The sequence below is a fragment of the Polycladomyces subterraneus genome (assembly GCF_030433435.1).
Taxonomy (GTDB): Bacteria; Bacillota; Bacilli; order Thermoactinomycetales; family JIR-001; genus Polycladomyces; species Polycladomyces subterraneus.
In genome coordinates this window covers 106,953-122,830 of record NZ_JANRHH010000019.1, presented here as the reverse complement: position 1 = coordinate 122,830, position 15,878 = coordinate 106,953, and the positions used below count along the sequence as shown (strand labels likewise).

The 15,878-nt window shown below is 52.8% G+C and carries 13 protein-coding genes; 1 reads left to right on the top strand and 12 read right to left on the bottom strand.

What is annotated here, in order from left to right; genetic code table 11:
- Window positions 1-154: 154 nt before the first annotated feature.
- From NWF35_RS04305 to NWF35_RS04275, 7 genes are all read right to left on the bottom strand, one after another.
- Window positions 155-1,735 carry a SagB family peptide dehydrogenase gene (locus NWF35_RS04305; protein ID WP_301237840.1) on the bottom strand — a complete coding sequence of 527 codons (1,581 nt, stop codon included), beginning with the start codon at window positions 1,733-1,735 and terminating at the stop codon, window positions 155-157.
- A 22-nt stretch (window positions 1,736-1,757) separates the two neighbouring features.
- Entirely contained in the window at window positions 1,758-3,701 is a 1,944-nt protein-coding gene (locus NWF35_RS04300) for a TOMM precursor leader peptide-binding protein (protein WP_301237839.1), read from the bottom strand.
- On the bottom strand, window positions 3,698-5,635 hold the full coding sequence (locus tag NWF35_RS04295) for a putative thiazole-containing bacteriocin maturation protein (protein ID WP_301237838.1): 1,938 nt from the start codon (window positions 5,633-5,635) through the stop codon (window positions 3,698-3,700). The genes NWF35_RS04300 and NWF35_RS04295 overlap by 4 nt, the downstream gene beginning before the upstream one ends.
- A gap of 174 nt (window positions 5,636-5,809) precedes the next feature.
- Window positions 5,810-6,124, bottom strand: coding sequence for a hypothetical protein (locus tag NWF35_RS16785; RefSeq protein ID WP_363321549.1), 315 nt, complete (start codon window positions 6,122-6,124; stop codon window positions 5,810-5,812).
- Window positions 6,125-6,318: 194 nt separating this feature from the next.
- Window positions 6,319-6,666: a hypothetical protein gene (locus tag NWF35_RS16780; protein WP_363321548.1), complete on the bottom strand. Its 348-nt coding sequence runs from the start codon at window positions 6,664-6,666 to the stop codon at window positions 6,319-6,321.
- Window positions 6,667-6,974: 308 nt separating this feature from the next.
- Window positions 6,975-8,138 (bottom strand): iron-containing alcohol dehydrogenase, encoded by a 1,164-nt coding sequence (locus NWF35_RS04280; protein WP_301237835.1) that lies wholly within the window; start codon window positions 8,136-8,138, stop codon window positions 6,975-6,977.
- Between the two features lie 231 nt (window positions 8,139-8,369).
- Window positions 8,370-9,638: an APC family permease gene (locus tag NWF35_RS04275; RefSeq protein ID WP_301237834.1), complete on the bottom strand. Its 1,269-nt coding sequence runs from the start codon at window positions 9,636-9,638 to the stop codon at window positions 8,370-8,372.
- 139 nt (window positions 9,639-9,777) lie between these two features.
- Here NWF35_RS04275 and NWF35_RS04270 point away from each other — a divergent pair, with 139 nt between their 5' ends.
- Window positions 9,778-10,701, top strand: coding sequence for a LysR family transcriptional regulator (locus tag NWF35_RS04270; RefSeq protein ID WP_301237833.1), 924 nt, complete (start codon window positions 9,778-9,780; stop codon window positions 10,699-10,701).
- Between the two features lie 53 nt (window positions 10,702-10,754).
- Here the strand turns inward: NWF35_RS04270 and NWF35_RS04265 are convergent, their stop codons facing one another.
- The 5 genes from NWF35_RS04265 to NWF35_RS04245 form a co-directional block, all read right to left on the bottom strand.
- Window positions 10,755-11,528, bottom strand: coding sequence for a DeoR/GlpR family DNA-binding transcription regulator (locus NWF35_RS04265; protein ID WP_301237832.1), 774 nt, complete (start codon window positions 11,526-11,528; stop codon window positions 10,755-10,757).
- A gap of 230 nt (window positions 11,529-11,758) precedes the next feature.
- Entirely contained in the window at window positions 11,759-12,223 is a 465-nt protein-coding gene (locus tag NWF35_RS04260) for a GNAT family N-acetyltransferase (RefSeq protein ID WP_301237831.1), read from the bottom strand.
- 238 nt (window positions 12,224-12,461) lie between these two features.
- A complete protein-coding gene (locus NWF35_RS04255) occupies window positions 12,462-13,112 on the bottom strand; it encodes a hypothetical protein (protein ID WP_301237830.1) in 651 nt (216 codons plus the stop codon).
- A 14-nt stretch (window positions 13,113-13,126) separates the two neighbouring features.
- The gene (locus NWF35_RS04250) at window positions 13,127-13,960 is read right to left on the bottom strand and encodes a lipoate--protein ligase family protein (RefSeq protein WP_301237829.1); all 834 of its coding nucleotides are present in this window, start codon (window positions 13,958-13,960) and stop codon (window positions 13,127-13,129) included.
- 251 nt (window positions 13,961-14,211) lie between these two features.
- Window positions 14,212-15,189, bottom strand: coding sequence for an NAD-dependent epimerase/dehydratase family protein (locus NWF35_RS04245; RefSeq protein ID WP_301237828.1), 978 nt, complete (start codon window positions 15,187-15,189; stop codon window positions 14,212-14,214).
- Window positions 15,190-15,878 lie beyond the last annotated feature (689 nt).

The following is a 15,878-nucleotide window of genomic DNA, read 5'->3' as shown; positions in this document are numbered from 1 at the left end:
TTTGTTCAAACGTCCACACCCTATGCAAACGATGGGATAACATCCGGTATGGCTACCCACAAATGCACGTTTCCTTGTCTATCTCTGTTTCGGTTTCAGAAGTTTTCGCCTTCCATGGATTGATCGAAATTTCCAGAGGATTGTCATACCTTCCCTAACCATGCAAAATTCCCGCCCATCGGGAGCCAAGGCGATAGGGACCCACCGGGATTTGAATCAAGCTGGTTTTTCCTTGCGGAGCCATCTCGTAGATCTCATCGCACAAGCTCACATCAAATCCGAGGAGCGGGTGCCCTCCCATCCCGATGGCGGACGCCGCCAGCAGTAAACGCTGCACGAGCATACCTGCTTCCATCTGTTGGATGCGATATCCTCTGTATCCCAGTGCCTTTTTGAGGTGGTCTCGGTCCCCTGCCACATGCAGGCAGAGCGGTACTTGGAACAGATTGACATTGTGCAAAGACATCCCCTGTTGCAGCCAATACCGATGATCTCCAAGACGTACCCGCTGCATCGCATGAGCAGCGCTGTCATAGTAGTAAGCACCATCCTGAATGCCTTCAACGCCATACAAACAGCCATACAGTGTGACACGCGACTCGGGCTTTTCTTGTGCTCCGTCCAAATCATTTCGATACGAGAAGGAAGCCGTTGCCTCTTTGAGCAAAGTGGCCAGTTGCAGCTGACTAACCTTGCCCCAAACGAAATCCATCCCCGGTGAATGCCGCTTCCGACAGACAGTCGCCAGTTCATACGACAACCGGTTTACGTGTGGTAGGGCCACCGCCCGACCCTTCCAGTTGACATTCCTCTCCCCTGTGATCTGCCGAAACGATCGAATTGATTCCATCATGGACGCTTTGTTCAACTTGATCAGCATCGGATACTCCTTGACCCTCAGCGACCGAACATAGTGATCATGGTGAACCTCTGTCAATTCCCGGCTCAATTCAGCGGCGGAGACATCCCTGTCTCCGTCGTTCCCGTCGGCAAACCAAGTGATCGAAGGCTCTACCGACAGCGGAATCACCGCATATACGCTCTCTTCCTGTTCGGATAGACCGAGCAGATGGTTAACGGCCTGATCTAGAAACTGGAAGTACACCCCTGATGCGAAGCCAAACCGTTTCGCTACTTCCAGCAACTGCCCGATCAGCACGCCAGCATCCAACCCTTGCAGACGGTAGGCAAAGTTATTGTATTTAAAGAAATTTTTCCAAAACATGGTCGACACAAACACCATGCCAAAACAAGCCGACACGTCACATCGATTGCCAAGAGCCCGGGCCAGATAGGAATCGAAATCGCCTTCGCGCAACAATACCAAGCGGTGGTGTGCCACATCATAATGGTACACCCCGACAGGCAAATCCTTCATTTTTAGATACACGTATAACTCGTTTGGATACAACGCCCCACCGGAGGGAACAAACCGTCGGTACAACTGCGTCTGTCCCACCGCTTGTTCCGAGAAATCCATGGCATCGACTGACGGGGAGAAATGAGTAAGTCCGTATACGTACCAGAGAAAATGACCGAATCCGCGAAGATCGGGCTTCACAGGCGCTTCCCGTCGCTCGAGCGTCAGCGGTACTTCCAGTGATAACGGAACCACAGGCAAGCCACGGTAAAGCTTATACGTTAGCGGTGCGTCTTCCCAATCCACTTCCCAGTCTGGCGGCTGAATCTTGTCGATGTCAAAATGCAGATTGTGCAGAAATGCCTCCAGCCTCATCCTTCTCCCTCCTAGGCACGGCTTATGGGAATGGATGCGGATGTGGATTGAGCTGTTCAACCGTCAGTGGTTGCTTCACATACCCGAGCTCCACCGGCACCCGGAGCACCCTCTCCAGCCCTGTCACACGGGTAAGATGATGGCCGAACGTCATCGGTAACATCCCCGGTATCAGCACTTTCACGCAATGCAGTCCGTTTCGTATGATTTCCGGTGTCGTCTGGTCCACCACGATCACATCAAGGTTTAACCGGCGAAACACTTGGAGAATGTCCTTCAGATCATCGGTCAGGTCCGCATGCCTTTCCTTTCGTTTAAATTCCTCTTCAAATGTTCGCAACGGACGATTTTCATCCAGCAAAAAATGCATTCGTTCCTGCGCTTGTGGCAAACTGTACAGCATGGAATGATCGTCCATCTGCTTTACTAGGAACGGATCATGCAACATCTGCTCATATTTCTCCCGATTTGCCTCAAATTTCTCATCAAGCGTCAGCATCATACCGGCCAACTCGTGAATTGCGCTTTTCACCGCACGTAGTGGGTCCAGATGAGCCCCGGCCGCACAGATGAGATTCACTCCCTGTTGCTTCCTGTTTTTTGCCAACGCCCAAACGCTTGGAATCCCGTGCTCCATCGTCGAGTTAAACAAATACAGATCATATCCCGCCACCACTTTCAAACGGTCGATCATCAACCGTAATTCTTGGTCGTCAGCAGAATATGGATCAAGGCGGGGGATCGGCAGTTGCGCATACCAAGTCATCAGGAATGAATCACGTTCCAACACTTCCATGATGCCGTAGAAAATCGCTTCCTCCAAACTCCCGCCCAACGCGCATCCGTTGGAAGTTTCATAGACAAAGCCACCTCCACATCCCAAGCTGTAATAGGCGAGCAACTGCGGAACCAGGATCGGACGCTCCTCTAAAAGCGAATAGCCCCATACCCAATCGATGGGACGGTCAGGATCAAACGGTTGAAATGGAAAACCAGGCCGCTCATACTGTTCCTTTGCGTGCACACCTACCTTGACAGGGTTGAGCGCATGATCTGCCAGATTGCGGTAACTGTCGTGGATCACTGTTCGTTTGCCACGGGGTGCTATACCGCAATACCGCTCCAATCCCTCCAAAATGGCAGTCAATACGCTGTCTGCATAGGAATGAGTCCGACCAGCTGTTCCCTCATCCTCCGTGAACAACGGCAAATTTACACTCGCATCAGCAAACGGGGACTTGAGGTCATGCATTTTCCCATTCAAAAGGCCAGTCCGGTAATCCAGATAGTCGTGAACCAAAACATCCTTCAGGTCATCGATCGAACGGCAACGGTAACTGTCGGCACTGACCTTCGGACTTGGTTGCAGGGAGATTCGGGCCGCTGTCGGTGAATCGTCCGGCAATCCACCACAAACCGGACACTGCGGATCGGGCAGAAAGAAATGACGTGAACTCTTCAGTGTTTTTAGGTTGATCAAAAACACCCGACTTTCCGAGTGGGCTCGTCTGCCTTGCAACACCCTTTGCGCTTCCGCTACGACCAGGTGAGCCACATGCAGAAGTCCTGTTCGCGACGCCCACGCGTCACGTGTCATTCCCCCGTGCTCCGCCAGCCTCTGCTGCAGTTCCCACATCTCCTTGCGGTCGAATCCCGCCATGAGACGTCGCCAGTCCGCACACTGGGAGCATCCCGGTGTACCCGGGCGAACCAGCGGCCCGACCACGCCCTCGCCAAATGATACGAAGCCTCGTAGCCAAGGGATACCGGTTTGTTGAAACACCTCTTCCGCCTGGTGATGAACGGCGGGATGCCAGGCATCGTGCAACACCAGAGCCAAATTCGCCGCTTCCGGTACACCTGCTTTTAAATCGGTTTGACGAACGACCCGGTTTTGGGCGGAAAGTTCTCCACATACAAAATCTGCCAACAGTCCTTCGCCGACAACCACCACGACAGCACTCACCGGGATTCCTCCTCTCGCAACAACACGCCAAACACGCCTGCCAGTTCCTCTTTCAAAAACGGTTCCAGCGCCAGATCCAAGACCAAGAGCCGCTTGCGGTTCCCTTTCAAAACCTTCAAGGTGGACTGCAAGACCTCCGATTGTGTCTCCTCTTCCCACGCGGGGATCGCAAGGCTTTGCGGCACCTTTCCTTCAAGAAGTACGGTAGGTACCTCCAACGCTTGGGTCTTAAAGCGCGTCGTCTGATTTTGTGCCTTCAGCAGTGCTTGTTGCAGTGCCATCCTGAGCGCCATTGTCACATTCAAGCCTACACTGCCATACCAGCGACCGCTCGTACCGACCCACACCACAGGGAATCCGGACACTGCCTCTCCCAAGCCGATCGTCGGTGCTCCTTGCATCGTGGTCAATACCTGCAAATAATACTGGCAACGTTCATCTTCTACCGTACTCAACTGCACACGAAAGACCGGAGGCTTCTGATCCGCCAGTCGCTTGCTCAGCTCCTCGGTCAGACACTTTTGCAATCCGCGACAAACGCCTTCCGCAACCGTTTCTCCCGCTCCGACACCGACAAATTCCTGCGGTTCTACCATCCCATCCTCTACGAGGAACCCGACCATTCGTGACACATACGATTCGATCCCGGTTAGCCCTGCATCCCGCCTCGCTTCCTCATGCGTCAGACCCGTACAGACAATGTCCGGTAACAGCGCAGCCGGTCCCTCCGACAGCGGATCGACTGCCTGAACGCGGCACTGTGCCAGCGGAAGTTGCTTCAGATCCCCTTCCTCCCAAATATGGAATATTCCTGATTCTTCCGATGTCAACAGGCTGAAGTAAGGAAGCAAACCATTCGACTCATTTCTCTTCACACCCCGTGCGAGCCGCAGATCAAGATCTTGAACCCATTCGGCTGCTGCACGCCCGGTCACCAGCGGATGGGGCATGAAAGAATGCCAATTTCCTTCCAAGGTCTCCAGATCCAGCAGGTAGAGTGTATTCTTCCGTTCCGATTCGGTTATCCCCGTAACCGTTTTAAACAATTCCAATGTGATCACATTTGCCAACATCGCTCCCGCTGTGGAAGAAAAGGTGTGCAACTGCGGGTTTTTGCGAAGCGCGGTATGGTGAATGCGGCGCCACGCCGATTCCCAACACCCCTCAGAATCTGGATGCACCAGCGGCCCCGCCACACCCACCTGTTGCAGACACATGGCGGGAAGTAATACCTTCTTCTCCTCCCTGCATACCGTATGAAGAACCCGCAATTCTTCGACATCGCCCTCCTGCGACACATACAAAATCGAATGAAACGACTGTACAGCCTCCCGCCAGGAACTTACCCCCGCCTGCTGCGGGGTGACCTCGACCAACGTCACCTCGGGGTCCGTTTTACGGGCATGTGCCGCCAGTTCCGCTAGTCGCTGTCGGTTGGTCTGAACCGAATCTGTGATCAGCACGTGGAACCGGGGCAATCCGGATTCAAGCAAGGCCGCAACCAACGAGACCAAAAACGGTCCGGAGCCGATCGCTAATACTTTGGCCTGACGATAGCACTGAAAACGGTATGCGCCCGATCCGCCTAAATGATCCAAGAATTCAATTTGTGAAGCATACTTTTTGAGAACTTTATCCGGCAATTGATGCGGACGGTCTTGACTCACATCTCGGACAAAGCCGTTTTGGTACAGCATTTCAGCGATTTCATACACCCGTTCCCGGTATGGGTCCGGCAATCCGTCTGTTATATATTCCAACGTGTACTCCCCGTTGAACACCGGTATGAGTTTTTCAATCCACTGATCGATCGTCCTGCCTTCCATACGGAACGAGACAAAGTTGTTCCGAAAATACACACCGCCGTTTGGATCAGGGAGAAAAAACGTGTCCCCTTTCACTTTCAGACGCACAGTAGGGTTCAAACTTGTCATTCCAATCCTCCTTACAGTGAGCTGTTCTCAAATCTGCGCCATCACTCTGGTATTTTATGTACTGCTATTTGTCCCTCATGCCTTGAAAAGCCCCTGCCAGCCCAAAAACTTGTCTGTGCAGGGGCACTCTTCTCCTTAGGCAACACTATTTCCATATGCGAACGCTCCGCGGAATCAGCCTCGGCAACCACCGCAACGTGCGCAACCACCGCAACGTGCGCAACCACCGCAGCGGAACCCACCGCAGCCGAAACAACCACCGCAGCGGAACCCACCGCAGCCGAAACAACCACCGCAGAAACCACCACAGCGGAACCCACCGCAGCCGAAACAACCACCGCAGCGGAACCCACCGCAGCCGAAACAACCACCGCATCGTTGAGCCAGAGCAGGATCGTACTCGCCTTCATTTACCCAAGGCGTCACCTCGCTCTGATCAAACTCGTCGTCAACACTCAAATTTTTAATTTCTTTTTTGAAATCATCCATTTTCACAACCTCCAGTTATAAAAAAATTGTTTTGGCCAGCTCCGTAACCAGGAACTAGTATGAAGGAACAGACAGCTATTTTCCCTTATGGCTGATTTTTTAAGAGAAGAACCCCTGCCTAAAAACATGTCTGAGCTGGGATAACCTCTTCTCGTCAGACAGCCACGGTTTCCGTTAGGAAACGATCCGCGGAATCAACGTTTGCAATTACCGCAACGTGCGCAACCACCGCAACGTGCACAACCACCGCAACGTGCGCAAGTGGCGCATCGGACGCAATTGGCGCATCGGACGCAATTGGCGCATCGAACACAATTGGCGCATCGGACGCAATTGGCGCATCGGACGCAATTGGCGCATTGGACACAATTGGCGCATCGAACACAATTGGCACATTGGGTACAATTGAAGCATTGTCGTCCAGCGCATCGTTGAGCCAGATCAGGATCGTAATCGCCTTCAATTCCCCAAGGCGTCAACTCGCTCTGATTGAACTCGTCGTCTACACTCAAATTTTGAAGTTCATTTTTGAAATCATCCATTTTTACGACCTCCAGTTATAAAAAATTGGTTTGGCCAGCTCCGTAACCAGGAGCTAGTCATGAAGGAACAGAAACAAAGATCAACAATTTTCCAACAGGTGAATCAGACAGATAACCATCAGCAAATATCCCCTTCGACAAAATATGCTTATGATGAAAGGTCCGCTATTGTTACGGGCCAAAAATTTCATTCGCAAACCGAAGGAAGTGGACTGGAAGCACGAATGGTGAAGGTGGAGTAAAATAAAAACGTCTTTTTTGCATACAAAAAAGCGCCCCATAACGGAGCGCTTTCCCTTGGATTCCCATCACAAACTCATTCGCAACACTTCAAACACATCTGCCTTTGTCATCCGCTTGAACCCGCCAAACTCACCTTTGATCATCGCTTTTTCCGCCATCAGCTTCAACTTCGAATCGTCGATCCCGTAGTCAGCGAGGCGGGACGGTGCACCGAGCGAATCCCAAAATGCACGCAGACGCTCGATGCCTTCCAACGCCACTTCCCGGTCGGATTTGCCCGCGGGGTCGACATCGAAGACGCGGACAGCCAGCTGTTTGAACCGGGAAACGTCTTCATCCAGCACATATTTCATCCAGTTGGGGAACAGGATGGCCAGGCCGCCGCCGTGGGGGATGTCGTACACCGCAGAGACAGCGTGTTCGATCCGGTGAGTGCCCCAGTCGCCGACCATCCCCATGCCGAGCAACCCGTTCAAAGCCAGAGTGCCGCAATACATGATCGTCTCGCGGTACTCGTAATTCGTGAGATCCTCCAGTAACTTAGGCGCGGTCTCCACAATCGTGCGAAGAATGGATTCGCAGAACCGCTCCAGCACCGGTGTGTTGGGAGACTTGCTAAAATACTGCTCCAGCACGTGCGACATCATATCGACAATGCCGTATACAGTTTGCTCTTTGGGCACCGTAAACGTATGCGTCGGATCGAGGATGGAAAACTTCGGATAAACGTGGGGACTGCTCCAGCCTACTTTATCCTGGGTGTCCCAGTTGGTGATGACCGAGATGTTGTTCATCTCCGATCCGGTCGCGGCATGCGTCAGCACCGTGCCGAGCGGCAAGGCAGAGGTCGCCTTCACCCGGCGCATGATGATATCCCACACGTCACCGTCATAGTGAGCGCCGACGGCAATCGCTTTGGTACAGTCAATCACACTCCCGCCGCCCACGGCCAACAGAAAGTCGATGTTTTCCCGTTTGCAGATCTCAATTCCTTTGTTCACCGTGCTCAATCGGGGATTGGGCTCCACACCCGACAGCTCGTACACGTTTTTCCCCATTTCACGCAGGATAGACATCACGCGGTCGTAGATGCCATTGCGCTTGATACTTCCTCCTCCGTAGACGAGCAATACATTTGGGCCGTAAGCAGCCAATTCGGTGCGCAGTGCAGACAATTGCCCTTTTCCGAAGATCAGCTTTGTCGGATTGTGAAAAACAAAATTCTCCATATGCTATCTCCTTCCACTCTGGATTGGGAGTTTGATCAATTCATTTGGATCTCAGAAGAGTTTTAACTCGAGTATGTCTGGTGAATACTGTCCACATTGTTTTCCCCGCTCGAGTCGCTTCGCCTGGGAAAACATTGCTCCTTACAGAATGACCAATCGTGGGAAGGCGACATTGTTCTGCCCCCCTTTTAATTGGTGCTCATCCCCCTCTAGTTTTGTACCTGTGTACCGTCATGACCGTTCTACGGGTTGTTGTTTCAACCGCTCCGTACGGGATCGATACAGTTGCACTCCCACCATCCCGGCAATAATCAGCAACACCCACCACGGGCTGAATGCCAAAATGGTGAAAAATCCCGCTCCCAACAATACCGCTACGGTTTTCAACCGTTTTTGGGGAAAAAGACGAAACGCCGCCATGATCCCGAACAACGCGTTGCACAGAAAAAACGCGTCAGCGATGGAAACCAATCGCTCCAGATGGAGACAGCCCAGCTCCGTCAATGTCAGCACCATCAGATGGATTACGGTCAAAAACACCAACCCGCCCACCGGCGTACGATACCGTGTCCGTCTGGACATCCACGCGGGCAACGCCGCTTCATCTGCCAATGACGCGATCAACCGCGACGCACTGCCCACTGCCAACAGATAGGTGCTGATGCACAGCCCCGTAGTCAGCAGGGTAATCACCGTCATCGTCGTGCGACCAAACAGCGGCATCAACACCAACGCCAAACGAAGCGGATACGTACTCGCCTCCGGCACGCGGGCAGGATCGATCCACTGTGTCGCCGCCGCCACAGCCAGACTGACCAGCGTCACCACGACGGCACTGTAAACGACCGCCCGAGGAATCGTCCGCTCGAGGTCGCGTACCTCCAGGCTGTAGTTTCCAATCATTTCCCAACCGACCAATGCCCAGAACAACAGGAGTAAACCATATCCAAAGTCGGGCAGATGAAACGGCGTTTGCCATAACGATCCGCTGCGAAAATAGGGAATTGCAGCCAAACTCCCTACTACCAGCGTACCAGCCGCCAGTGAAGATAACAACAGAGAGACACGGCTCACCCATGCGAGCGGCCACAGCAAGATGGTGAAACAGATTCCCAGCAGGAGAAATGCGATCATCATCGTGTGACCCCGATCTCCCGTCAGCCACACACTGAGATATTCACCCGCCGTCAGCATCACCGCAACCGGCCCCACAAACACGGCCGCGATCAGGAATTGCGCTGTCAACCGTTTGATCGGCCGGCCGAATGCGTTTTCCACGGCCAACGCCATACCGGCATCACCGGGATACCGGATGGTCAACTGCCCAAACAAATACGCAAACAAAAAACTCAGCCCCATCGTCACAGCCCATGCGATAATGGCCTGATCTCCTGTGATTCGATACACGAGCGGGGGCAACAGAATGATGCCCGAACCCAATACCGGGCCGATGATCAATCCGCTCAGCAGCACGGGCCCTAGCTTGCGCTCCACTCTCACGGTTTGTCTTGTCCCTTCTTTCTATCGACAGGATTCCCTTTTTTCATCTTTGATTATATGCCCGCATTTGCTATTAATAAAATAGATGGTTTTGATGATATGGATCGGGAAAATCGATAGAGAAACGGAGAAGAGAAACATGGAACTGCGTCACTTGAAAACGTTCAAGGTCGTCGCCGACATGGGCGGCTTCACCCGCGCTGCCGAGGCGTTGGGGTATGCACAATCCACCATCACCTCTCACATTCAGGCGCTAGAACGGGAACTGGGGCGCCCGTTGTTCGACCGTTTGGGAAAAAGAGTGGTCCTCACCTCCGCCGGTGAACGGCTGTACGAATACGTAGCGCAAATCCTCAGACTCTCCCAGGCGGCCGAATCGGCGGTGACAGATGATTCACAACCCGCTGGCAAGTTCATGATCGGTGCCCCCGAATCGTTGACGGTGTACCGTCTTCCGGCCATCTTGCGTGAGTACAAGGAACGGTACCCAGATGTGCAAATCGTGCTGGTGCCCAGTCAGTGCTGGGAGATGTCTCCAAAACTGCGGGCCGGTGAATTGGATGTCGCCTTCCTGCTGGCTCCGCCCGCCGAGGAGCCGGACTTGCACGTGGAAACGCTGTTGGCCGAACCGATGGCGTTGATCGCCTCACCCCAGCACCCTCTGAAAGACAGGGAATGCGTCCATCCAGAGGACTTGATCCACGAAACCCTGTTGAAAACGGAAAAAGGATGCAGTTATCGCCATTGTTTTGAACATGACATGAAATCAGTACATCCGGCTCATGAAATCGAGTTCTGGAACATTGAAGCGATCAAACAATGTGTCATGGTGGGCCTCGGCATCGCCTACCTGCCCCGGGTCACGGTGGAAACCGAGCTGAACGAAGGGAAATTGATCGCCCTTCCATGGTATCAGGATCAGCCGGTCGTACTCACCCAGATGGCATATCACAAGAACAAATGGCTGTCCCCCGCTTTGCGTGCGTTTGTCGACGTGGTACGCCGACATGCCAAGCAGTGGCGGGAAAGGACGTCCACCAATCACCCGCTCCCCGTCCAATAACAAAGCCGGTTCCCGGTTCGAATCAGACCGGAAAACCGGCTTAATCACCGAATTTATTCCTCCTCCGCTTTCGCCACGAGCACCTGGATTCCCTGATTCTTCAATTTCTGTACAGCATCTTGATCCGCTTCTTCGTCCGTGATCACTAGATCGATGCGTTGGATCGGAATCATCTTGGCAAAACAATCAATCCCCAGTTTGTCATGTGGAGCTAAACCGATGATTCTCCGTGATACCTCACCTACTGCACGACCAAAACCCGCCACTTCAGGAGTAGCCGTACTGATTCCTCTTTCGGAAATTCCACCTCCGGTTGCAAAACAGAGATCAATGGTGAATTGGCCTACAAATTCGGCGGCCAATGTATCCGTAATGCTTCCGGATGGTTTCACCCTGCCGCCGATCAGATACGTATCAATGTACTCGTTTTCCCGTAAGGCATCGGCTATTCGGATGGAATGCGTCACTACCGTGAAAGTGGTGTTTTTCGGGAGAAATTGGAGCATGCAATCATGAATGCCCGCACTGCCAATGAATACGGTATCCCCTTCCTGTATATAAGAGGCGGCCATTTTGGCAATGGCACGGATATACGGTGATGCCTTCCCATATCGAATGGCAGGCGGCGGCGGCAGAGTCCGCACCTTGGGAATCGGGATGGCACCGCCATGGGTTTTTTTGAGCAATCCTTGCTCTTCCATGATCGAAAGATCTCTGCGTATGGAATCCACTGAAACACCAAACATCTCGGCCAGCTCTTTGGCTAGCACTCTTTGCCGCTTTTGAAGCAATTCCCATATCTTTTGCCTACGCTCCTCCGCAAACATTACCATCACTCCTTATATTCAGAAACTTCATTATCCAGATTCCATTTTATTCTGTTTTATTCATGATTGTCAATTATAAAATTCGTGTTTATTCATTTTTATTCCCGTTTGACTAAACTGCCACTCACTCAATAACAAAAAGGAGCCGCTTCCCCTGCAATGGCAGGAAAAGGGGCCCCTCGGAAACGCGTTGCCAGTTTTCCTATTTCTTCACCACGATGACGGATAGATCAGAGCTCTATTTCAAACTGAACGGCGTCAAAATTTTGACCCGGCCAGCGAATCGTCCCAATTTCCTTGCAACCCCAACGCCGGTACATATCAGGTAGCCACGGGTGATCCTTGGCCGTATCGAGATACAGTTTCTTTCGTCCCCGTTCCTTGGCCCGTTCCTGTGCAAATTCAAACAGCATTTTGCCCAATCCTTGTCCTTTCAACTCCGGGGCGATGCTGAACCAACTGAGTGTATCCCGCGTTTCGTCGTTGTCCTGCAGCCGAACGGTTCCCCAAATACGGTCATCCTCGTCTGCGATCACGTAAAACTCATCTTCGCGGATACTCTCTTCCACACGCTTGACGGAAACATCCACGGCTTCCATGTTAAACCCGTACTTTTTGATCGGTCGATACGCCTTGTGCAGATGTTGCTGAATCATGCGTGCATCCTTTACCACGGCGGGGCGAATCGTCCACATGATTTCTCCTCCTTCAGTAGTTGTCGCGTTGGTTTATTCCCTCCTCATTCAAAATTAAACGTGAAATTCATTCGTCGAATGGGATTCCATGGATGAAGAAAGTTCCCGCTGAGCGAGGTGTTGACTTTACATTCTTTAAAAACTGAATATTTTGCTATCTGATAGCGTTCTAATGCCCGGCGACTGCTCTGTCACAGCCACCGGGTGGTTGTTGGATGCTTTGGCCAAACAGCTTCTCTCATTCCTTCACCGTAATCAATCGGACACCCACCGGATCCACGGCTTCAACAAATGCTTCGGCGGTTTTTAGATGGACACTGTCCAGCCACGGAAGGTCCCCTTCTGTGATCTGCAATTGCCAACCATCCCGCCTGAGAATGAACCTTCCCCCCGTTTCCTGTAAGTCCGCTTGAAGACATTCCGCCAACATGCGGGGGTCAGTGGAGAATGGCATGACTAATACCGCTTTCGAGATCACTATTTTCCCGTCATCTTCTACGACATCCCGTCGTCGTTGCAATTCCAGACGAAATCCCCACGGCGTGTGCACAAACGTCCGCGCCTGGGATTCACTGACCGTCATACCCGCCAGCCGTGCTCGACTCATGACGGCATCATGCTCTTCTTCATCCACCAACAGCCCAAAGTGATCAAACCGGTCCCGCGTTCCCGCTCCGAAGGTCACATTCACCTGCCCACGGATCAACTCGATGATGCGAAACAGAATGGGGCGATGGCGAAAATCGTCCCATTCCAGCGGCGGGTTGTACGTGCGTATTTCACCGTTTTCCTTGCCCATGCGCAAAATCGTCCGAAAGCCGTGCAACCTGTAGAACTGTTCCATCTTTTCCACCTTGTTCGTCCAAAAATGATAATGGAACAACCACATCCATTTACATCCCCTCATCGTTTCAAATTCCATTCATCCCGGCCGTACCTCGTTTCCACCAGTTGTCGGACGAGCGTCTCCTCATATTCGGACAGTTCGCCGAGCGACAGCCTGATTCCCATCCCTTTTTCAAATCCATGCGTAAAGGCTTCCAAGGCCTCTTCCATCGTGACGGGGATTTGCCGCAGGTGATTGATGGCTACCGCTTTTTCAAGAAAACCTGCCTTCATCCGATCCTTCACCTGCTCGGATGGAAAACAGAGCACATCGAACAGCAAGTCCACATCCAGATCCAGCAGGATGGAACCGTGTTGCAATATGACACCCCGTTGCCTCGTTTGCGCACTGCCGGCCACCTTGCGCCCTTCCACAACCAGTTCATACCAGGAGGGGGAATCGAAACAAGCCGCCGATCCCATGGAGGCAAAGCGCTCTTTCTCGGCTTCGTCCGCCAGCGACACCATGTCTGCCTGCAAACCCAGTTGGCGGAAGCCTTCCAGCAGTCCGTTGCTGAACAACCGGTACGACTGGGTCACCGAGCGGGGGATGCCTGGATAAGATTCGGAAACGATGATGCTGTACGTGATCTCCCGATCATGCAAAACCGCCCGGCCCCCGGTCGGCCGCCGCACAAAGCCCAAACCGCGTTTACGCAATCGCTCCAGATCCACTTCTTTTTCCGCCCGCTGAAAATAGCCGATGGACAGCGTCGGAGGATTCCATCCGTAAAACCGGATGGTTGGCGGCGCCTTTCCTTCGCTGTGCGCAATCAGAATCGCCTCATCCACCGCCATGTTTTCCGCCGCATTTTGGTATCCCGTCCACAGCAATCGCCATGTCTTTTCCATCTTCACTGCTCCTTCGTGCCCTCTTGCCCGGAATAGTCCACCCTTCTTTAGATTAGGGCTGGTGAATACTGTCCAATTGCTTTCTCGGTTCGCTCCACTTACGCCCTCAAGGAAGTAGTGGTCATGGCCGCTCCAACTCGGAGCGCAGGGCGCGATTTCATTCCTGCGCTTTCCGGGTCTTCGCTCGGCCGAGCTTAGTAAGTCGATCACCTGGGAAAATATTTTCTCCCTCTCGGATTACCAGACACACTCTAGTCAACATCCACCTTGGTGTTACCCATCAACCAGTCAACCGTTTCCTGCATCGCCTCGTCAAACGGAGTGATCGTGTATCCCAGCTCGCGCACCGCCTTTTGCGAAGAATAATAGATGCGACGACCCGCCAGTTTAGCCAAATCCCATGCCAACATAGGCTCCCGACCACTGATCCAGGAAAGGGCTTCGGAAACCAACGCGATCGGGATCGCCGCCGTCCGCTTCAACACACGAATCGGCTTGTCCGATCCACCCAATCGGGCAATGCGGCGAAACGCTTCCACAAAGGGGAGATTGGTTCCACCCAAGATGTAGCGCTCCCCGATCCGCCCCTTTTCCGCCGCCAAGAGATGACCGCGGGCCACGTCCCGCACGTCACATAGATTGACACCGCCGTCAGGCGCAATGGTGAGCCGCCCTTTGGCCACAGCTGCGACAAAGTTGGGAGTGTATGTACGGATACCGAAGATCACGGTTGGATTGACCACTACTGCGGGTAATCCGTCATCCACCGCCCGCAGAACGATCTCCTCGGCCGTCCGCTTGGCAATCGCATACCCGACATCCAATTGTTCGCCGTCAAACGGATAAGTTTCATCCACCGGCTCCTCGGAGTCAGGCAGGCCCACTGCGGCAGCCGAACTGGTCTGTATAAAACGGCGGACACCGGCCCGTTTCGCCTCGTTCACCATGTTTTGCGTCCCCTTCACATGGCTATCTGACATGGCCCTGCGGACAAAACGGCCCCAACTCACCTCTCCCGCCACATGGAACACCCAGTCAATCCCCTCGCAAACGCCTGCAATGGAATCGGCATCCGTTACGTCTCCCTGCACTTTTCGAATGCCGTCGGGCAGATCGTGCAACCGGGACGTCGGACGGTGTAACAAAGTTACCTCATGACCCGCCTCGTGCAGAAGATGGACCAGATTGCGACCGACAAAACCGGTTCCCCCGGTTACCAAGACGCGCATCCGTTTTCCCCCTTTTTCACCACAAATCTTCCCCTTTCATCATAGTGCAAACGACGAAACTGAAACAACCGTAGCAACCACGGCACGCCCGCTGGGATCCAATTTCCGAGATCCTCTGATCCCCAATATCAATCAGATCTGCGCGGCAACGGACAGATTCTCTTTTCCCACACCGCCATTAACCCAAACCACCCGAAATTTCCCGTTAACCTTTCCAAGATGAATGTAAGTTCATGAAAACTCAATAACAAAAAACAAGCCGGGTTAGATCACCCCCGGCTTGATATTGGCTCATCATTTGCTTTTGATCGCCGTACCCAATTCCGTGCTGATGAAAACAGATTCAAACAGCGCGGAAAGTAGCCGACGATCCTGTGAAGGACGGTTGCCCCGTCCTGTTGCATTTAACTTACTCATAATTAGCTAAGAGCTAATATCCTACAGCCAATATTGACATTATGTGCAACACAACTGCCACCATGGTGCAGCAATGGTGACTAAATTATTTCCTATTGTTCTCATAGCATGCGTAATAGGGGTACTAAAATGCCGTACACCTAATATCCGTCAGAAAATTAACCCCGCCGTTTACACATTTCCCCCCGCTTGTCCTATGGGTAAGGTTGAGACTCTCCTCTATTAACACTCACTCAGAGATGTCAAAAGACGGAAATATCCGCCACACCTGC